Source organism: Alsobacter sp. (assembly GCF_059501845.1).
In genome coordinates this window covers 1,796,375-1,815,158 of the sequence record NZ_JCACDK010000018.1, presented here as the reverse complement: position 1 = coordinate 1,815,158, position 18,784 = coordinate 1,796,375, and the positions used below count along the sequence as shown (strand labels likewise).

Sequence of the window (18,784 nt, the reverse complement as noted above, 5' to 3'; positions counted from 1 at the left end):
GTGGCGACCCTCCTGCTGGCACTTTTGGCGGGCGTCCTGTCGACGCTCTCCCCGTGCGTGCTTCCGATCATGCCTGTGGTCCTCGGGGCGGCTAGCAGCGAGCACGGCTGGGGCCCTGCCGCACTGGCCGGGGGGCTTGCCCTGTCATTCACCGCCATCGGTTTGTTCCTCGCGACGGCCGGGTTCGCCCTGGGCATCGACGGCGACGCGTTCCGCTCGGCGGGAGCGCTCGTGATGATCCTGATCGGCGGCGTGCTGCTCGTGCCCGCCGCCCAGGTTCGCCTTGCAGCCGCCGGCGGACCGGTGGGCGACTGGATGGAGCGGCATGCGGGTGGGTTCTCGACCTCGGGCCTTTCCGGCCAGTTCGCCGTCGGCCTCCTGCTCGGGGCGGTGTGGAGCCCGTGTGTCGGTCCGACCTTGGGCGCCGCTTCGGTCATGGCCGCGCGGGCCGAGAACCTGCCGGCCGTCGCCGCCACCATGCTCGCCTTCGGGATCGGGGCCGGCGTGCCCCTGCTTTTGCTCGGCTTGGTGTCACGGACCGTCATGGTGCGGTGGCGCAGCCGCATGCTCGCCACGGGGACGGTCTTGAAACGTGTCCTGGGCGTCGGCTTCATCCTCGTCGGCCTGTTGGTCCTCAGCGGCCGTGACAAGGCCATCGAGGCATGGGCGGTCGAGGCCGCGCCGGACTGGCTGACAATGCTGAGCACCCGATTCTAACGCCGACAGCTGCGCTTGCAGGGGCAGCTGATACATCGCTGGAGCCCCGCCTGTGCTGACCATTGCTGTCATCCGCAGGATCGAGCGCGGTAGCGGAAACGGCGATCTCGGCAGCAACGTCGACCCAGCGGCCAGCCGCCGGGAGCGGCCCATGCATGTCGAGCCATGCGGACAGGCGTTTGGCCACTTCGGCGGTCAGCGCATTTGCGGAGCGCTTGCACCGCCGTAGCCTGAAATTGCCGCGCCCTCTTCCCAGCAAGGCGTTCCTCTACGGTCGGCTGTCAGCCTCATGCGCAGCAAGATGGTCGATGTTCTCGTCCGGTTTGCCGGACCTAGCTGCCGTTCCCTCGCTCGACGCTTTCTCGTTCCTTGCGGCCGACGACCGTGGTGTGCACATCGTTGAGGTGACGCGGCCGGGGAGGCGTTCCGTGCGCCGGCCAGCCCTCGCGCTGCCGCGCGCGGTCCCCGTCGATGTCCTCTGTCTGGTCGTGCAGCAACACCACGCGCGTCGGGAAAGGCATGTCGATCCCTGCCTCGGCAAGCGCGCCACGAATTGCGGGAATGACCCTCGCCTGGGCATGCACCACGTCAGAACGCCTCGACCCTGACCACCACCGGGCTCTGATCGTCACGGACGACGAGTCGAACGACCACGGGAGCGCGTCCGGCGCGGGATCGGCTGCCACCCCGTCCATCCCCTGCATGGCCTTCACGATGACCTCGCAGGCGTGGCCGATGTCATCGCCGTAGCCGACGCCGACGTCGCACTGGGATCGCCGTGCCGGAAAGGCGGTACGAACCGTGATGGCGCGCGTGTAGATGTCCGAATTCGGGATCACCACCTGCTGGCCGTCATAGGTGCGGATGAGGGTCGCCCGCGCCTCGATGGCATCGACCGTCCCTTCGAACTCGCCCGACCTGATCTGGTCGCCTCGCTTGAAGGGCTGGCGATAGAGGATGAGAAGGCCCGAAAGCCAGTTCTGCAGGATGTCGCGAAAGGCGAACCCGACGGCGACGGTTCCGATGCCGAGGGCAGACAGCAGGTCCGCCGGCTTGATCGACGGGAAGACGATCGTGGCGACCACCAGGAGCCCGAGAACGATCAGGCTCCACCGCGCCGCGCCCGCGAGCAGTCCACCAAGGTCGTCGCGATGACGCCGACGCGAAATCCTGAGAACCGTCCGTCGCACGACGGACCCGGCGGCCAGGAAGGCGAGGAACACGACAGCTGCAATGCCAAGGTTGGGCAGGAGCCAGAAGAATCCTTCGATCAGCCCCTCGATCTTCTGGACCACGGGTTCGGCGAAGTGCAGCACGTCAAAATCCTCGAAAAGGGCGGTCGCCCCGAACCCTCGTGGCACCACGATCGTTCCTCGAGGATCGAGCCATGCCAGCCGGCAAAACAGGCCAGGGCGGTCACCGGGCCGCCCGGTACGGCATCAGGCGAGGGGCATCGAGGGATCCAGGCGCGGTTGCCACTCGTTTCGGTTGGGCCAGAATGGTCCGGCCGCGCCCAAAACGGCTGCGAAAGGCGCGGGCGGGAGCTTCAGGAGGATATCCAGTGCACAGCCCATTCGCGACCGAGCCCCATGATTCCCGCCGCCGCGCCGTTCTCGGATGCGCAACGCTGTTGCTTGCCTTCGCAGCGCTGCCCAGCAGGGCATTCGCCGCGCAGGACTTCATCAACGTCCTGACGGGCGGCACGTCCGGGGTCTACTACCCGATGGGCGTGGCGCTCTCGAAGATCTTCGGAGAGAAGATCCCGGGATCGCGCCCTTCGGTGCAGGCGACGAAGGCGTCTGTCGAGAACCTCACGCTTCTCCAGCAGGGCAAGGGCGAGATTGCCTTCACCCTGGGTGACAGCCTCGCCTTCGCGTGGGCCGGGAACGAGGAGGCCGGGTTCAAGAGCAAGCTCGGCAAGCTGCGCGGCCTGGCCGCCATTTACCCGAACTACATCCAGGTGGTCGCGTCCAAGGACAGCGGTATCAGGACGCTCGCCGACCTCAGGGGAAAGCGCCTCTCGGTCGGCGCGCCGAAGTCCGGGACGGAGCTGAACGCCAGGGCCATCCTGCAGGCAGCCGGGATTTCGTATTCGGATCTCGGCAAGGTGGAGTACCTGCCTTTCGCGGAATCCGTCGAACTGATGAAGAACCGCCAGCTCGATGCCACGCTGCAGTCCGCCGGCCTCGGCGTCGCGTCCATTCGCGATCTCGCCGCATCCGTGGACATCGTCGCCGTCGAGATCCCTCCCGAGGTCGTCGACAAGGTCGGCCAGCCCTACGTCAAGGCGACCATTCCGGCCAACACATACAACGGCCAGACGACGGACGTGCCGACCGCTGCCGTCGTGAACTATCTCGTCACCCGCTCGGACCTCTCGGACGACCTGGTCTACGGGATGACCAAGGCCATCTTCGAGAACCTGCCCGAGATCGCTGCCGCGCACAGCGCCGGCAAGGGCATCACGCTGAAAGGCGCCCTGACGGGAATGCCCGTGCCGCTTCATCCCGGAGCCGAGCGGTACTTCAAGGAGCAGGGCATCGCGCAGTGACCGGGCGCGCGGGCCCGGACGGCGGCAAGTCCGGACGAGCCGAGCACGACGCGACGGGGGCCGTCCACATCGACCTCGCGGGAGCGGCGTCGCCACCGGCCGACCTCGATCCGGAGCATGGCTTGCCGCCGGGCTTTGGCTCTGGGCACGGCGGAAAGCTGCTGCACGGCATAGCCATCGCCTTCTCGTTGTTCCAGGTCAGCACGGCGTTCGGCGTGCCGCTGGATCGGCCGTTCCTTGGCATCACGCTCCTGCATCTGCTCACCGCAGGGTTCGCACTTTGGGCGGGATGGATCGGGGTACTGGTCGCGAGGGGGAGGCCGTCGGCTGGAGCCCTGGCGATTTTCGTGCCCTGCCTCGTCGTCCTGGCGCTGCTCGCGCGCTATTCCGGGGGCGTGCCGAGCCAGGTGCTGCGCGCCGTCCACGTGGGCTTCCTCGTGCTGGTGGCCTCGGCCCTTCTCGCCAATCACCGCGCCGCCGGCCAGCCCGGCTTCGTCGCCGGATGGGGCTTCGGCCTCGCCGGACTTGGTGTCGGCTTCTACCAGTGGTGGCTCTATGTCGATTTGATCAACCGGGCAGGCGACCTGACGACGACCGACATGACCATCGGCATCGTCAATATTGCCCTCGTGTTCCTGGTGGCGTGGCGGTTCCTCGGCCCGGCGCTGCCGATCGTGGCGGGTCTTTTCCTCGCCTACTGCGTGTTCGGCCAGTGGCTACCCGCTCCCCTCGACCATCGGGGCTTCTCGCTGGAGCAGGTCGTCGATCAGATGGCTTACGGGACCGAGGGCCTCTACGGCACGCCGACCGCCGTGTCCGCGACCTATATCTTCCTTTTCATCCTGTTCGGCTCGTTTCTCGAGCGTGCCGGCATGATCCAGCTCTTTACCGATCTCGCCATGAGCCTCTTCGGCCGCACCCGCGGCGGGCCGGCGAAGGTGGCGGTGTTCGCCTCCGCGCTGATGGGCACAATTTCCGGCTCGGGCGTCGCCAACGTGGTCTCGACCGGCCAGTTCACCATCCCCCTCATGAAGCGCTTCGGATACGCGCCGGCCTTTGCGGGCGGCGTGGAGGCGACGGCCTCGATGGGCGGGCAGATCATGCCCCCGGTCATGGGGGCAGTGGCCTTCATCATGGCCGAGACCATTGACGTGCCCTATGCCGCCATCGTCCAGGCGGCCATCGTGCCCGCCATCCTCTACTACGTCGCCGCCTTCTGGTCCGTGCATCTCGAGGCAGGCAAGCGCGGACTGGTGGGATTGCCCCGTGACATGCTGCCCAAAGCCGGCCGGGCGCTGGCCGAGCGCTGGCACCTGATCCTGCCGCTGGCCGTGCTGGTCTACCTGCTTTTCGCGGGCTACACGCCGCTCTATTCCGGCTCCGTTGGGCTTGCGCTCACCGTCGTCCTCATCCTCGGCGGAACCATCGCCGCGGGCCTTGGCCCGGCGGCCGTCCGCGTCGCCTTCTGGATCGCGCTCGGCATTGCCTGTGCCGCCTTTTTCCGGTTCGGCATCGCCGTGGTCCTGCTCGTGGTGACGGCCCTCATTCTGACAAGCGCACTCGTCCAGGGCGGCCGCGAGACGGTGGTCGCCTGCCGGGAGGCGCTGGCGGATGGAGCGCGCCAGGCCATTCCGGTCGGCATCGCCTGCGCCATGGTCGGCATCGTGGTGGGCACGATGACGCTGACCGGGGTGGGAACGATCTTCGGCGCCTGGGTCCTCGAGGTCGGCCGGAGCTCGATGGTTCTGGCGTTGCTGCTCACCATGGTGGTGAGCCTCGTCCTCGGGATGGGCATCCCCACCATTCCGAACTACATCATCACCTCCTCGCTCGCGGCGCCCCTGCTCCTGCAACTCGGCGTGCCGCTCATCGTCAGTCACATGTTCGTCTTCTATTTCGGCATCATGGCCGACCTCACGCCGCCGGTGGCCCTTGCCGCTTTCGCCGCCGCGCCCATCGCCCGGGAAAGCGGCTTCCGGATCGGCTTCCAGGCGGTCAGGATCGCCCTCCCAGGCTTCGTGCTGCCTTTCATGGCCGTCTATGATCCTGCCCTGATGCTGCAGCCGGTGCCCGGTATAGAAGGAGCGGCCTATGTCGCTGCGGTGGCATGGATCGTCGCCAAGGCCCTGATCGCCATCCTCCTGTGGGGCGCGGCTTCCATCGGCTTCCTGCTCTCGCCACTCTCGATTCCCATGCGTCTCGCCGCGGCCGTCGCGGCCGCGCTTATTGCGATTCCGGTGCCCGCGCCTGTCATCCTGCTCGAGCATTCAGGTGGTATGCTCCAGCGTCATCCCGCTCTTCTTGGAGACCTGCTCGGGCTCGCTCTCGCAGCGGTGCTTGTCGCCGCTCACCTTGCGAGTGCCCGAGGCGGCAGGGCCGGGCAGGCCGCCGGGTGAGTGCGCTTTGCATCCTGGCCGGAGGAGCGGCCGTGGCGAGGCTCGCCGGGGTGGCCGCGTTTGCCCTGGTCTGGATCCATTCAGTCGAGAAGACCGAGTGGCGCGAGGACTGGCGGATCACGCCCCGCGGCCTCGTGATTGCCGAGGCGAGCGTGCAGGGCAGCGGGGCCGGCATGGACCCGCCCGAAGGAGCCCGCCTGTCGCAAGGGCGATGGCGTTGGACGCCTTCGCTCCAGCCGCTCGCCTCGATCGTTCTCCGGCGATCCGGGGCGACGCGGGACTGGTCCCTCTGTATGGAGGGTTCATGTGCACCGCTTTCCCGTTGGGTAGGTCCGGACGCCGACCCCATCGAACTCGAAGCATGCAAGGTGCCCGACCGATGAACGGCAGCGCCTTCGCTTGAGGCGTGGCCGTTGCCGTGCGAAGCACGAGCGATGCGCGATCTCTGGACGAAGTTCTTCAAGCCAGTCCAGGTTCACTGGTCGCGCCAGGCCGTTTTCATCGCTGGCGGATTGCTGGTCGGTGCCGCCGCCGTGGTCCTTGCCCGCCTCTCGGACGTCGCCCAGGACCTTTTCCGGTCGCTGGCGATGCACTGGCCGCTGGCTCCGCTGGTCCTGACCCCGATCGGCTTCGTCTCGTCAGTCTGGATCACGGACAAGTGGTTCGCCGGCGCTGGCGGGAGCGGGATCCCGCAGGTGATCGTGGCGCACGCTACGGCGAGCCCGCTGCCGTCCTCAGCGACACGGACGGTGCGGTCCGTGTCCTTCTCGACCGGTCCGATCCGGCCGGACTCGTTGCTGCCGCTTTCGACGCATTGCGGCAGGCAGGCGGCTCGAACCCCGCAATCCTGATCCGGATGGCCGACGTGATCGGTCAGTTGGCGACTGCCGTTGCGGGGCAAGCATGGGCGCCAGCCCTGGCCGGGCAGTTGGTCAGGATTAGCGAAACGGCTCAATCAGGCGGGCTCACTCCGGCCGATCTCGGTGACGTCAATAGGCGCATTCACCAAGCATCGGACGCTCTAAAAAAGCCATTGCGTAACGAGACGTCAGGACACGCATCCTGATACGCCAGGGGCGGCGCCGGACCGTCAATTGGGTTCGTCCGACCCGCGTCGTCCGTTCACCCTACGGCCTAATCTGAGTTCGCTCAGACGCCCGTGGCGTCCTCGGCTCCGCTGAACCGGATCGACGAGGATCGACCTACGGCGGAATCCTGTCCGGCACCGGACACTCTCGAAAGCTTTCGCGAAACCAACCCACCCGTCACGTCCTTCGCTCCTGAGTCCGGCGCTCTCGACAGACTGCTAGTCGATCCCGGGCTGCACGACAGGAGACGATCAAATGCGACAACATCTTTGCTTTGGACTTGCAGCTGTCCTGTTGCTGGGCGGAACGGCGATCACCCAGGCGCAAACTGAACGTGACGGCGGAAGACTGTCTGCTGAGCAGAACTCCGACCGCGGCTGGGTCAACCGGCCGAATGATGTGGGACCGACGTTCCGCCCGTCCGCCAGCGCTACCCAGGCCCGTAGCGACAGGCCCGGCTGGAGCGGCAATGAGGCCGATGCGCAGAACTACTCGGATTGGATGAGCGATCAGAACGAGCGGGAATTCCGAAGCTGGTACCCTGACGAGGATCCCAGGAACCGGTCAGCCCGTGCCGACATGCCGGCACGCGTCAGCGAAAACTACGGAGACGGCAACGACGATGGCGGTTGGAGTTCCCGTGCGTCGACTGCCCCGCGCCAAGTGCTGACTGACCAATTGCGCCAATCTGGCCTTCGAAACATCCGTATCCTGGATACGACATATCTCGTCAGAGCGAAGACCCAGGACGGGCGAACGGTGCTGATGATCGTCGATCCGCCCAACTCGCCAAACGGCAGCCGAAAGGCTTCTTCACAGGAACGATCCTATCCGAGCCAACCCCTGAGCTACGACGAAAATGACGATTGCCGGAATGGAAGCGACCCGGCCGCCGGCTGCCAAGGGCGGATCGTCGGCGATGGTTCCATCATCGGGAAGCGCAGGCTTCGCGCAATGCTCCAGGCCCGCGGCTACTCCGATCTCACTGATCTCCATCGCCAAGGCGATACCTGGGTCGGCTCGGCGGATTGGTATGGCTCTCAGGTGAACCTGCGGGTCGATGGTCGCAACGGCTATGTGATCGAGCCAAGCCACATGTCGACCGACCAAGTCAAGGCGATGCTCGACGACCAAGGTTGGGAAAACATCGGAGAGGTCCAGCAGCAGGGCGCCAGTTATCAGGCCCATGCTTCTCAGGGCGGCAAGGACTACACGCTGTGGATTGACGGCCGGAATGGTAGGATCGACAAGCGCGTCGCCAGCAGCCAGGGTAGTTCCGGAAACGAGGATCAATCGACAGGGTCGACCAAGCCTTCCTCGTCGGGAGTTTCTGGATTGGGCGGTTCCAGCGGCGGCGGCTCCGAGCCCTCGGACATCGGCGGCGGAAGCTCGAACCAGTAGCGGCTCGATCGACGCTGGTGGGCCGCGCCCGTCCGGCCCATCAGCGGAAAGTATGGCGGGCGTTTAAACGCCGTCATCGTCAAAGGCGCGGCGGCCAGGCTCGCCTGGCCCTTCCAGCTGCAGCGGTACGGTGTCTCTGAAGTATTAACAACGGCTCCGGCCACGCTTGATCATCACATCGCCTCCTTGAGACCACGCCTCATCAGCCACCAGTTCACCGGATAGCTGGTCGCAAATCCGCAGATCATGGCGATCTGCATCATGAACCAGAATTCGGGCGAGGCGACTTCGAGCCTGACCCCCATCAGGCGCCGGAAAAGATAGAAGCTCGCAAGTGCCATGAAGCCGTACATCCCCACCTGCCATGCAGTTAGGGACAGCGCGTCGGCTTTCAGTGCCGTCTTCAGCCCGTCGCCTACGCCCAGGTTCCGCATGGGAGCGATGGTGAAGTACTGGAACACGATGCCGAACCCGAAGGCCAGCAGATAGTCCAAGACCCAGACCGCGAAGGTCTTCTCCGGGAAAAGCCACTGCCAACCAAAGGCCACGGCCACTGCGGGAACCGCGAAGGCGAGCCATTCCGCCACGATATCGCCCAACGTGCAGCCCGCGCCGCAATGCGAGGCACCTTCTGCAACCTTCCAGCCGAAACCTTTCTTTTTGCCTGGCGGGTCGTCGCTGCGAACCTTGGCATCCGCTGCGGCCTCCTCCGTGGAGAGTCTCCCGAAACGCACATAGCCCCACGTCCAGAAAACGGTTCCAAACAGAGCTGTGAGGGGCCAGACTAGGTTCATGATCCACATACGCTGCGGATGGCGGAACACGTCGAGCGCGACCCCGGCAGCGCATGCTCCGCCGAGGGCGAGCGAGCAGATGGCGAGCCAGTGCAGCCAGGACGGGATCATTGTCGCGGCCTTCTCAACCGAACGGCCGGGCGTCGAGTTGCTTCTAGCCCGGACGCTCGCCTAACAGCTCAACTGGTACGGCTGACCCTGCTCATCTCGTCGTGAAGCGATCAGGATCAGCGTCAAGTGGCGACCATGTGAGCCGAAACGAAGTGGGCTGCGCGCGGCAAGCGACGTGCTGCCGTCCGATCCTCCGGCCACTTTGATCAACTCCGAACCTCGCGGCAGGGAGCCTGTTCCGCCACGTCCCGCATAAGAGTCCGCGAGAGTCCGCGCGCGTACGGACATTCGCGGGGGCCTGCGCTCGGTCCAGCGCACCGGCGGGCTGCTCGGTCGTCTCTGTCTAGCTTGTTGGAGATTGTTGCGCGGGGTTCGCAAGACGCGATGAGCGATCGGACTCCAAACGTATCTTTCCGCCTCTCCCGTCGCCAGCAATGAACGGGTGCCAGTTTTGACTGGACAGGTCTGAACAAACCTCTCCGTCGCGCATTCAACAAACAGCTGGAGGGTCGGCCATGACTCCTAATCCTGATGATTTCACAATCGCGCGGGACTGTGGTGCGACTTTCGTCAGTTTCGGGCCAACGGGCGCCTGCTACCGCGTGTCCATCACGAGAACTGGACAACGCGAAGTCCGCCAAGTATTGCCGCCGCGGGGAACTCCTGGCGAATACGCTGACAAGGATGTTCACGACATGGCCGTAGCATTGGCGGCCAGAAACGCCGACGCGGGAGCGACCCGTCGTTCGACGCCCCCAGATTCGTTCAACAACGCGAAAGCAGAAGTATCCATGGGACAGCGATAAAGAGAGCCGCGAGGCTCGTGACCCAGAACGTCAAAGCCTTTCGCCGGGACCCCGGGCCGCTCCAACCGGCGGTTCGCCCCACGTACGCGGGGCCGGATGTTCAGGAGGCGCCACGACCGTCTCGGCCGGCAGGAGAAAGTGAGCGGCGGGTTCTCCTGCTCGTCGCCCTTGCTGCAGTGATCCCGGTCCTGTTGTTGACGGGATGGGCTGGCCTTCTCGCCGCCGGCCGTAGCCGGACCGAGGCGCGCGACCTGGCGTTCAAGACGTCCGAGCAGGTCGCACAGAAAGTGTCAGCCGAACTCGGCAAGGAACTCGAAATAGCGCAGACACTCGCAGCTTCCACGTCTCTGGACTCGGGCGACCTCGACCGCTTCTACCGAACGGCCTCAAGGCTCGTAAGCAGCCGCCCACTGTGGGAAACCGTTTCGCTTGCGACTCCGGACGGAACCCAAATCGTCAACCTTTTGCGACCGCTGGGCGCATCGCTCTCTGCAGACGCCGATCCCAGGTCATTGGCCGAGGTCATCCGCACCAAATCTCCCGCCATAGGAGGAATCGGCGGGGTCGGGCCGCTATCAGGACGCCGACTGGTTCCGCTCAGGGTACCCGTCATGCGCGACGGGAATCTCCGTTACGTCCTTACCATTGGGCTCAATCCCAGCCAGATCAGCGGCATTCTGCGGCATGCCGGAGCCCCTGACGACTGGATTGGCGCGATCGTCGATGGTTCGGGCAAGATCGTGGCTCGGACCGTGGCGGAGGAGTTCGAGGCCGGCCGGCTCGCGGCTCCATCTTCGTTGCAGGCCATCTCGGGAGGTCGCGACGGCTTCTATGCCGGGCGGACGATCGAGGGTCTCGAGATGGAAACGGTCCTTCGCTTTCTCCCGCGCACGGAGGGCTGGACGGTCCATTTCGGGATCCCAGTCGAAACTCTCGATGGGCCAATAAGACGCTGGATCATACTCCTTCTGGCCGGAGGAGCCACCAGCCTCGCTCTTGCGTTCCTGTTGGCCATGCTCATTGCGAACGACATTGCCCAGCGTAGAAGGGCCGCCGAAGAGCGGTCTCGCCTCGCCTTGTCGCAGAACCAGCAGGTCAAGCAGTTTGCGCAGCGCATGATCCAGGACCACACGCAGGCGGGCGAGCGTCTCAAGAGCGCGGCCCAGGGGCAGCAGATCCCCACCGACCTCGATCAGCAGCACACCGAGACGATGCAGGGGCTGCGCAACGCGAAGGGACCCGTGTTCGACAGGCGATACGTCCAGGCCCAGCTCACCGCTCACCAGGATGCCGTACAGCTCTACGAAGGCTTCTCGCGTTCTGCCCAGGACAGCCAGTTGAAGCAGTTCGCCTCGCAGACTCTGCCTACCCTTCGAGAACACCTACAGATGGCACAGCAGCTCCAGCAGGCACTGCCGCCTGACCGCGTAGGAGCGGCCGGTACGCCGGGAGAGGCTGGCCAGGCGCAGGAGCAAGGGGACCCGTCTCGGATCGTTGTCCAGGAGTCCGCGGCCCAGGTGCGCGTCGATCAGGCCGCTCCGCAGGTCACCGTGCGCCAGCCGCAGCCCGACGTCACCGTAAGGCAGCCTCGCCCGCAGATCACGGTGCGGCAGCCGCAGCCCACCGTGACGATCGACATCCCGCAGCCCGAAATCATCGTGCGCATGCCGCAGCCGGATGTGAACGTGGCCATGGCGCAGCCGCAGGTGCAGGTGCGGCAGCCGCAGCCTCAGGTGCAGGTGGTCCAGCCTCGGGAGCAGCCTCAGGTTCAGGTGCAGCGCGACCAGGCGAGCGTCCAGGTCCTTAAGCCGCAGTCGCAGCCGGACGTGCAGGTCCAGCAGGCACAGGGCGAGCCTGAAGTCCGTTACGAGCGCGCGCAGCCGCGGGTGGTCGTGAACCAGCCTCAGGGGCAGCCGAAGGTCACGTTCGAGGCCATGAACAGCACACAGGATCAGGCGGGTCAGAATGACCAGACCGCGCAGAACGAACAGGTCGGAGCCGCGGGCCAGAACCGGCAGGCTTCCGCCGCCACCGCCGCGACGCCTGCACCCGCTGCCCAGGCGCGATCAGCTCAGTCTGCTCCGACCTCGATGAGCGCCGCCGACAGGACCGACCTGCGCTCACGGATCAACGCCGGAGACACCGAGACGACCGGGACGGTCGGAGCAGGCGCGGCGGCGCAGACGCGGGCCATGGCGGTGAGCCGACTCGAGTACATGAATGTCTACAACGCGAAGGGCGAGGACCTTGGCAAGGTGGACCGAGTGCTTGTCGACGGCCAGGGACGCAAGTTCCTCGTGGTCGGCAATGGCGGCTTCCTCGGGATCGGGCGCGACCGCGCCGCCTTCCCGATGGACCGCTTCTGGTTGCGCGGCGACCGGCTCGTCATTCGCGGGGTGACCGAGAACGACATCGAGAGCATGGACAACTACCGCAGCCAGTCCGCCGGCATGCGCCGGGTGAACGGCACCGAGCAGGCCGATTTGCGCCTGTGGCAGTAACCGCCTGAGGACAGGGCCGCCGCGTGCGGCCCTGTTCACCTTTAGGGTGATCAGTTCATGCCGGACATGATGTTCGAGAGCTTCGGAGGACTGGGCCGCGTGCTCATCGTCGGAGCCTTCGCCTACGTGGCGCTCGTGGGTCTTCTGCTCGCAACGGGCAAGCGCACGCTCTCCAAGATGAACGCCTTCGACCTCGTGGTCACGATTGCTCTGGGCTCGGCACTGTCCACGACCATGCTGTCGAAGTCGACACCTCTTGCCGAAGGCGTGCTCGGGTTGGCTTTGCTGGTCTTGCTTCAATTTGCGGTGACGTGGCTGGCCGTTCGTTGGAAGAGCTTCGAGCAACTGGTGAAATCCACGCCCACGCTGCTCGTGCACCGTGGCGCCGAGATCCAGCAAGCCATGCGCCGAGAACGCATCACTTCGGATGAGATCATGGCCGCGATCCGAGCCAGTGGCCGCACGGGCCTCGACGAAAGCATCTCCGTCGTGTTGGAGACCGACGGGTCGCTGTCAGTCTTCGGCGCGCGCAGGGCGGAGGGTTCACGCGACGCAGCAGGCCGTGACGGCAAGGCTCCAGATCTTGCTAGCCCCCTGCGGTCGCCCGAGCAGCTCTTGGCGGACTGTCGGCAGCACAACTTGCCGAGGCCTCTATAGGCCCAGCCCGCCCACGGGCGACGACCTAAGCCAAGCCGGATCGAGGTCTGCTGTCGAGTGAACAAACTCTGTAGGACGCGGGATCCCAAGGCGGTTGACGCTGTACCGCATCGGCCGTTCGGCCCTGCCCTGTCTCCTTCAATGCTGGCAAGGTCTTATGATCTCGCCGGTTGCGCAGCGCGCTTTCGGAGAAGTGGCACACCATGCTCGAACTCGGCATCGTGCTGCTCGCTAGTGCGCTTTTAGCGAGCGCGCTTGGGTATTCAGTAGCTCTTAAAAATTTTGCTACTCTCGCCAAGGCAGCATCGTTCGTCCTGCTTGGGATCGCCGTTGTGATTTTTCTTCTGAGCATACTCGATGCTGTAGCGATCATTTAAGAAGGCGGTTCGGTGACGCTGGGCGCAACGTAAAAGGGGCGGCCAGCCGTGCGGCCGGCGTGTCGTTCTGCCGCTTTCGCGCTGTCCAGCCAATCTGCCGCGATCGCGCCCGTACTGCTCCGGGGGGCAGTCTCCGTCGGTTGCAAAGTTGGGTCGCTAGTGAACCGACTTCATCCGTGTCCGCGCGACCGTGGTGCTTCTGGCGAATTGACCCCGCTCTGGTCTTCCCGCGATCCGAACGGAGGGCACGACATGCAACACAGGACATACGACGAACTGCAACGCCTCGCGGATGTCCGCGCGGCACACCAAACGCTTTTCACTCGGCAACAACGTCTTTCGCGATGGGCAGAACTTCTGCAGCGCGATCCCGGTCGCCGTTTGCAGTCTCTCGGCGAGATCGAGTTCAGGACCGAACAAGAGCGAAAGGAAATGCGCGCCAACCAGTCACCTTTGACGGTGGCCTACGAAGACCCGCTGCTCCGGGAGGCAGGTCTCGCCAGCGACCGCCTGGGCGATGGAATGGAGTTTTTCGAGCTGTCCGAGCCGCAAGCTCACCGGTTGTTATGCTCGTGCATGAATGGCGCCACGATGACCGCGGCCAAAGTCACTGCAGGCGTGAAGCACCTGGCCGACCCCTATCCGCATCTGAGGACCGTGCTGTGGTTGGGAGGTGGGGCAGCAATTCTAATCCCGCTTCTGTTCCTGCTCGGCTGAACGGGTCCGCGACCGGAACCAGTTAAAGTGTCCAGGAGATGCAGCCATGAACACCGCTTTGCGACTGATCACGCTCCTTACTCTCGTAGCAGCGCCCGGTCTCGCCACCGCCAGTGAGGCTGGCGCGGCCATTGGTGGCGCTGGGGGAGCAGTTGCTGGAGCTGTCGTCGGTGGCCCGGTTGGCGCTGCGATCGGCGGCGCAGCGGGCGCCGCCGGCGGAAGCGCGGTGACCGACCATGACAATGATGCGACCGGCAGCACCGATTGCCGCTCCGCAACCGTTCACCACGAGAACAGTGCCGAGCAGTCGTCGACAACGACGAAGCGCACGTGTGACTGAGATTGGCCTTCGAGGGCGGCAGTCGCCTTGGTTGGCTCCGGTCGCGGTGGGCCATGACGAGTGAATTGGAACCTGCTCTCGGGCGGCGGTGGCATTGGCGGTGGCATTCCTGGGTCTGCGTCGCTCGCGACGCCGCAGCAGAGTTCCGCGCCGGCAACGGGTCCATCATTGCCTCTGGCGTGGCGTTTCGGGCCGTCCTGGCGACTTTTCCAGGCGTGGGCGTGCTTGTCTGGCTGGGCGGCATCCTTCTTGGTCGGGACAAAGTGCAAGCGGCGCTGCAGTCCTTCTCTTCCTCTCTGCCGGACAGTACGCGCGCCATTCTGACGGAGGCCATGTCCATCAGGCTTGCCCACGATGCGAGTAGCCACAATGCCGGAGGCCTCCTCAGCTCAACTGCACCCTTTTTCGGCCTCTTGCTTGCGCTTTGGAGCGCCAACAGTGGCGTGAAGGCTCTCTTCGTTGCGCTGAACGCCATTTTCGATCGGACCGAGAGCCGCGGCTTCGTTTGGCTCGCCGCCATGACGTTCGCCTTTACAGCAGCAGGTATCCTCTTGACGGTCGCCATCATGGCGCTCGTCACGGCGTTGCCCTACTTGGATTCATTGCCGGGCGTATCGGGAACATCGCTCACCTGGGTGAGCTACCTGAGATGGCCATTTCTCTACGCGCTCTTGGCCCTTGCACTTGGTGCCCTGTATCGCTACGCGCCGAACGGCAGAGACGAACGTCTGCCATTCCTTTCGGTCGGCAATCTCGGGGCAGCGTTTGTGCTGGTGATCGGCTCGGCTGGCTTTTCGTGGTTCGTGAACCGCTTCGCGAGCCTCGCCGTGACCTACGGCTCGCTCAGCACGGTCGTGGCCTTCATGCTCTGGCTCTGGCTCTCGTTCTCTGTCGTCCTCGGCGGCGCCGAAATCGAAGCCGCGCGTCTGCGCGAGAAAGATGCCCGGACGCGCTCGATCACCGAAGCCGATCGGATCGATCCGGCGCAAGTACAGAGATCGACATGATCTTCGCCGGCTTGCTCGCATTCATTCCGATCTCTATCGCAGTCAAGTACTTCCTTGGCGCCTCCGCTCTGATCGTCTTCGCGACCAGCGCGGTCGCGATAGCGGCGCTGGCAAAATGGGTCCGGCGGTCGACCGAACAGCTCGCTGCTCACTTGGGGCCGGCAGTCGGAGGACTTCTGACCGTCTCCTTCGGAAGCATCGCCGAGCTTGTTCTGGCTCTCTTCGTATTGATGCGCGGGCATGCCGACGTCGTTCAGGCCCAGATCACCGGATCCATCATGGGTACGAGCCTGCTGGGTCTGGGCCTCGCGATCGTCGTCGGCGGCGCGACACGCGAGCGCCAGCGTTTCAAACCGGAACGAGCCGGCCTGCTGTCGAGCATGCTGATCCTCGTATTGATCGCTCTTCTGTTGCCCGCGGTGTTCGACCTTACGACTCGCAGCTCTGGCCACGACGCTTCGCTCCGTCTGTCAGACGAGGAAGTCAGCTTGGGGGTCTCAGTTGTCCTGCTCCTCCTCTACCTCGCAAATCTCGGCTTCACACTGGTCACCCATCGCGATGTATTTTCTGCCGAAGAGCCCGCCGGCGGCGCAGAGTGGAGCGTCGCGCTGTCCCTGACTGTTCTGGTTGGCGCAACGGCAGCGATCGCGTTCGAAGCGGAACTGTTGTCCGGGGCGCTCGAGCAAGCCTCAAGCTCGCTCCATCTGTCGCCGATGTTCCTCGGTGTCATAGTCTTGGCGATCGTCGGAACGGCGGCAGATCTGTTCGCCGCAATCTGGTTCGCGCACGAAGACCGGATGGGGCTTGTCTTCCAGATATGCATCGGATCCGCCATCCAAGTCGCCCTCGTCTTGGCGCCGCTGCTGGTGATTGTCTCCTGGGCGTTGGGACAACCCATGAATCTGGTCTTTTCCAACCCGCTGCACCTCTTCGCGATAGCTTCGACCGCTTTCATCGTAAATTCCATCGCACGAGATGGAGAGACGACTTGGTTCGAGGGCGTTCTGCTCGTCGGCGTCTACCTGCTCTTTGGGCTCGCGTTCTTTTTCCTGGCTCCTGGATCGGGCGCATCTACCTGATCGGAGATCGCGGCGCGTGGTGACTCATCGGCGAGGAGAGTAAGACCAGATGGAGTCGCGAGGCTGAAACCAACGCGATCAGGTCCGAGAGGTGAGTCGGTCAGACAATCCACAACGAACCGGTCCGGACGGTTGGGAGCGCGTGAGCGCCTTAGTCCGGATCTCCGGGAATGGCGGTAAATTCACCGAGCGTATCGCGCATCCATAGCTTCTTGACCGCTACCGAGCACGAAACTGTCAGCGGAACGGCGAGGATCAAGCCGGCCCAACCGAAAATGACCGTGCTGACCGTCAAGGAGAACAGCACGACGACCGGCGGCAGCATCACTGCCCGCTTCTGGATCTGTGGCGTAATGACATTTCCTTCGAGCTGCTGAATGACAAAAATGGCTACGACCGCCCAAAGCACGGTCTGGACATCCACCAGGCTTGCGAGGACCAATACCGGGATCGCGCCCAGGATCGGCCCGGCGAAGGGGATGAAGTTCGTTGTTCCGGCGATCACCCCCAACGCAAGGGGAGAGGGAAGGCCGATCAGCCAGTAGGTCGCGGCGGAGATGGACCCGACGAGCGCCATGGTCACGAGCTGGCCCACGAACCACATCCGCAGCGCGGCGCCGGTCAGGCGCATGGCCTCGGCCACGTCCTCGTGGTGCTCGTGAGGGACCATCTTCACGACACCCCTGCGATACACTTCGGGGTCTGCGGCCAGGTAAATGCCGGCAACGATGACGAGAACGATATCGGCGAGCACACCGAAGACGCCATAGCCCAGACCGGCTGCCCTCGAAACAATGCTGGCATGAGACGGACCGGATACCGACGACGCCAGAAGCTGACTGGCATGGTGGACACCGAACCGCTCGCCTGCCGCATCCACCGCGCCGGGCAAAATGGAGAACACGTCAGAGAGCTGTCCTGCGATTTCGGTCCCGAAGAGAGCGAGAACGAGCGCCACGGCTGCGCCGGACAGGATCACGGCCAGCGTCAATGACCACGATCGTGCAATGGGCAGGTGTGATCCGATCTGTCCGGCCAAACCTTGGAGAAGGACGGAAACAAGAACCGCGCCAAAGCACAGGAGAAGAACGTCGGATGACAGCCACACAAGATAGACGAGCGTGCCGAGCGCGATCCCAATCAGCAGTCGTCGTATGAAACGGGCGTCTTCGTTGAACCAAGTGGCCGACCTGAACCGGGGTGCTCCCATCGCGCCACTAGCTCCGTCGTCCCGCGATTTTCTGAACGACGATCCTTGTGCTGGGCTCTACCACTACGATCTCTCGGCCAGAGACGAAAAAGCGGTAGCTGGTGATCCTGGGCACATCGCCCAGCATATCGCGCGGCAAGCCCTGAAGCGGAACGGACCGAGGCACGACGTCGCCCACATCCCAGGTGCCCGCTTTCCCGGCTTTTGCCAGTGGAGCTCTCCGCACTGCCCGCCTTATCCTATCCTGCGTGGCCCGATCGAGGGGCTTCCATTGCAAGGCGGCTTGCAACGCCGGCGTGCCGGCGTGCGCGCAGGCGACATAGCGATGGCGGCGTCTCTCGACATCCATGCTCTTGAGTGCCGCGGCGGCGTCCGACGACGGTACGCGCCGGAGGATGGTGATCATGCTTTCGCATCGCTCGCGCGGCTCCGCCCGGGCATGACCGCAAGTGACCATCGCCAGGCAGAGGGCGAATTGAAGGACGAGCATCCGGTTCATGAAACGCTTCCTGGAGGTTGCCCCGCCCGTTTGGGGCGGGGCGTTTCACGATGTCACTGCTTGTTGCTGCTGCTTCCACTCTGGCCGGAGTTGCCTTGACCGGCCTTCATGTCCCCTTGGGACCCCGAAGCGATCGAGCCGGTCACAGACTCGGGCGGGTTGATCATCATGAGGACGGTGTCGCCGTCCTTTGATTTCGCCTGGACCAGATAGGCGGCGTCGAGAATGGTGATGTTCTGAAAGCCGGCCTGCTGAAGGGTCTGCCGCAGCTTGTCCGGTGTCATGGCATGGGGATTACCGGCCTGTCCGGGAGTGGCCTTGGCCGACGAGCCGGACCCCGACTGATTGGCGGACGATTGGGCGAGCGCAGGCGATCCTGCCAATGCGAACGCCGCGAGCGATGCCGCGAGTGCGAGCTTCATCATTGGGTTTCTCCGTGGTCGAGACGTGCACGAATGCGCGCACGGACCAGCCGAACGGCCACCCCCGCCCGATGTTCGCATCGCCATGCGATGGATGGTTCGCCTGTGGAC

The 18,784-nt window shown here is 64.7% G+C and carries 18 protein-coding genes; 13 read left to right on the top strand and 5 right to left on the bottom strand.

Translation table 11 applies throughout. The features are described 5' to 3' along the window. A complete protein-coding gene (locus tag AC5JCN_RS23425) occupies positions 1–717 on the top strand; it encodes a cytochrome c biogenesis CcdA family protein (protein WP_495757499.1) in 717 nt (238 codons plus the stop codon). Positions 718–1,049: 332 nt separating this feature from the next. Here the strand turns inward: AC5JCN_RS23425 and AC5JCN_RS23420 are convergent, their stop codons facing one another. Further along, positions 1,050–2,078, bottom strand: coding sequence for a mechanosensitive ion channel family protein (locus tag AC5JCN_RS23420; RefSeq protein WP_495757498.1), 1,029 nt, complete (start codon positions 2,076–2,078; stop codon positions 1,050–1,052). Positions 2,079–2,278: 200 nt separating this feature from the next. Here AC5JCN_RS23420 and AC5JCN_RS23415 point away from each other — a divergent pair, with 200 nt between their 5' ends. The 5 genes from AC5JCN_RS23415 to AC5JCN_RS23395 all read left to right on the top strand — a co-directional run bounded on the left by AC5JCN_RS23415 (position 2,279) and on the right by AC5JCN_RS23395 (position 8,153). After that, entirely contained in the window at positions 2,279–3,268 is a 990-nt protein-coding gene (locus tag AC5JCN_RS23415) for a TAXI family TRAP transporter solute-binding subunit (protein WP_495757497.1), read from the top strand. Then, positions 3,265–5,664, top strand: a complete 2,400-nt coding sequence (locus tag AC5JCN_RS23410) for a TRAP transporter permease (RefSeq protein WP_495757496.1) — start codon at positions 3,265–3,267, stop codon at positions 5,662–5,664. The genes AC5JCN_RS23415 and AC5JCN_RS23410 overlap by 4 nt, the downstream gene beginning before the upstream one ends. Positions 5,665–5,696: 32 nt before the next feature. Beyond that, a complete protein-coding gene (locus AC5JCN_RS23405) occupies positions 5,697–6,047 on the top strand; it encodes a DUF1850 domain-containing protein (protein WP_495757495.1) in 351 nt (116 codons plus the stop codon). Positions 6,048–6,098: 51 nt separating this feature from the next. After that, a complete protein-coding gene (locus AC5JCN_RS23400) occupies positions 6,099–6,515 on the top strand; it encodes a hypothetical protein (RefSeq protein WP_495757494.1) in 417 nt (138 codons plus the stop codon). A gap of 492 nt (positions 6,516–7,007) precedes the next feature. Continuing rightward, positions 7,008–8,153, top strand: coding sequence for a hypothetical protein (locus AC5JCN_RS23395; protein WP_495757493.1), 1,146 nt, complete (start codon positions 7,008–7,010; stop codon positions 8,151–8,153). Between the two features lie 173 nt (positions 8,154–8,326). Here AC5JCN_RS23395 and AC5JCN_RS23390 read toward each other — a convergent pair whose 3' ends face one another. Beyond that, positions 8,327–9,058, bottom strand: coding sequence for a DUF4396 domain-containing protein (locus AC5JCN_RS23390; protein WP_495757492.1), 732 nt, complete (start codon positions 9,056–9,058; stop codon positions 8,327–8,329). A gap of 1,417 nt (positions 9,059–10,475) precedes the next feature. Between AC5JCN_RS23390 and AC5JCN_RS23385 the strand changes: the two genes are divergently transcribed. The 7 genes from AC5JCN_RS23385 (at position 10,476) to cax (ending at position 16,542) form a co-directional block, all read left to right on the top strand. Further along, the gene (locus AC5JCN_RS23385) at positions 10,476–12,365 is read left to right on the top strand and encodes a DUF4142 domain-containing protein (RefSeq protein ID WP_495757491.1); all 1,890 of its coding nucleotides are present in this window, start codon (positions 10,476–10,478) and stop codon (positions 12,363–12,365) included. Positions 12,366–12,422: 57 nt separating this feature from the next. Then, on the top strand, positions 12,423–13,022 hold the full coding sequence (locus tag AC5JCN_RS23380) for a DUF421 domain-containing protein (protein WP_495757490.1): 600 nt from the start codon (positions 12,423–12,425) through the stop codon (positions 13,020–13,022). Positions 13,023–13,225: 203 nt separating this feature from the next. Then, positions 13,226–13,399, top strand: coding sequence for a hypothetical protein (locus tag AC5JCN_RS23375; protein WP_495757489.1), 174 nt, complete (start codon positions 13,226–13,228; stop codon positions 13,397–13,399). Between the two features lie 252 nt (positions 13,400–13,651). Beyond that, positions 13,652–14,116 carry a hypothetical protein gene (locus AC5JCN_RS23370; protein WP_495757488.1) on the top strand — a complete coding sequence of 155 codons (465 nt, stop codon included), beginning with the start codon at positions 13,652–13,654 and terminating at the stop codon, positions 14,114–14,116. Positions 14,117–14,162: 46 nt separating this feature from the next. Beyond that, positions 14,163–14,456 (top strand): hypothetical protein, encoded by a 294-nt coding sequence (locus AC5JCN_RS23365; RefSeq protein ID WP_495757487.1) that lies wholly within the window; start codon positions 14,163–14,165, stop codon positions 14,454–14,456. 53 nt (positions 14,457–14,509) lie between these two features. After that, positions 14,510–15,463: a YihY/virulence factor BrkB family protein gene (locus tag AC5JCN_RS23360; RefSeq protein ID WP_495757486.1), complete on the top strand. Its 954-nt coding sequence runs from the start codon at positions 14,510–14,512 to the stop codon at positions 15,461–15,463. Beyond that, a complete protein-coding gene (gene cax / locus AC5JCN_RS23355) occupies positions 15,460–16,542 on the top strand; it encodes a calcium/proton exchanger (RefSeq protein ID WP_495757485.1) in 1,083 nt (360 codons plus the stop codon). The genes AC5JCN_RS23360 and cax overlap by 4 nt, the downstream gene beginning before the upstream one ends. A gap of 151 nt (positions 16,543–16,693) precedes the next feature. On the opposite strand, the gene AC5JCN_RS23350 is transcribed toward cax, so the two are convergent. From AC5JCN_RS23350 to AC5JCN_RS23340, 3 genes are read right to left on the bottom strand one after another with little or no spacing between them, the layout of a single operon-like run. Then, positions 16,694–17,752, bottom strand: coding sequence for an AI-2E family transporter (locus AC5JCN_RS23350; RefSeq protein WP_495757484.1), 1,059 nt, complete (start codon positions 17,750–17,752; stop codon positions 16,694–16,696). 7 nt (positions 17,753–17,759) lie between these two features. Next, on the bottom strand, positions 17,760–18,251 hold the full coding sequence (locus tag AC5JCN_RS23345) for a DUF1236 domain-containing protein (protein WP_495757483.1): 492 nt from the start codon (positions 18,249–18,251) through the stop codon (positions 17,760–17,762). A gap of 53 nt (positions 18,252–18,304) precedes the next feature. Beyond that, positions 18,305–18,676, bottom strand: coding sequence for a hypothetical protein (locus tag AC5JCN_RS23340; protein ID WP_495757482.1), 372 nt, complete (start codon positions 18,674–18,676; stop codon positions 18,305–18,307). Positions 18,677–18,784 lie beyond the last annotated feature (108 nt).

Excerpts from the sequence above, each read along its gene's own strand:
- cax (WP_495757485.1), top strand. The coding sequence starts at position 15,460 with ATGATCTTCGCCGGCTTGCTCGCATTCATTCCGATCTCTATCGCAGTC.
- AC5JCN_RS23390 (WP_495757492.1), bottom strand. The coding sequence starts at position 9,058 with ATGATCCCGTCCTGGCTGCACTGGCTCGCCATCTGCTCGCTCGCCCTC.
- AC5JCN_RS23385 (WP_495757491.1), top strand. The coding sequence starts at position 10,476 with ATGCGCGACGGGAATCTCCGTTACGTCCTTACCATTGGGCTCAATCCC.
- AC5JCN_RS23370 (WP_495757488.1), top strand. The coding sequence starts at position 13,652 with ATGCAACACAGGACATACGACGAACTGCAACGCCTCGCGGATGTCCGC.
- AC5JCN_RS23365 (WP_495757487.1), top strand. The coding sequence starts at position 14,163 with ATGAACACCGCTTTGCGACTGATCACGCTCCTTACTCTCGTAGCAGCG.
- AC5JCN_RS23395 (WP_495757493.1), top strand. The coding sequence starts at position 7,008 with ATGCGACAACATCTTTGCTTTGGACTTGCAGCTGTCCTGTTGCTGGGC.
- AC5JCN_RS23350 (WP_495757484.1), bottom strand. The coding sequence starts at position 17,752 with ATGGGAGCACCCCGGTTCAGGTCGGCCACTTGGTTCAACGAAGACGCC.
- AC5JCN_RS23380 (WP_495757490.1), top strand. The coding sequence starts at position 12,423 with ATGCCGGACATGATGTTCGAGAGCTTCGGAGGACTGGGCCGCGTGCTC.
- AC5JCN_RS23400 (WP_495757494.1), top strand. The coding sequence starts at position 6,099 with ATGCGCGATCTCTGGACGAAGTTCTTCAAGCCAGTCCAGGTTCACTGG.
- AC5JCN_RS23345 (WP_495757483.1), bottom strand. The coding sequence starts at position 18,251 with ATGAACCGGATGCTCGTCCTTCAATTCGCCCTCTGCCTGGCGATGGTC.
- AC5JCN_RS23375 (WP_495757489.1), top strand. The coding sequence starts at position 13,226 with ATGCTCGAACTCGGCATCGTGCTGCTCGCTAGTGCGCTTTTAGCGAGC.
- AC5JCN_RS23340 (WP_495757482.1), bottom strand. The coding sequence starts at position 18,676 with ATGATGAAGCTCGCACTCGCGGCATCGCTCGCGGCGTTCGCATTGGCA.
- AC5JCN_RS23360 (WP_495757486.1), top strand. The coding sequence starts at position 14,510 with ATGACGAGTGAATTGGAACCTGCTCTCGGGCGGCGGTGGCATTGGCGG.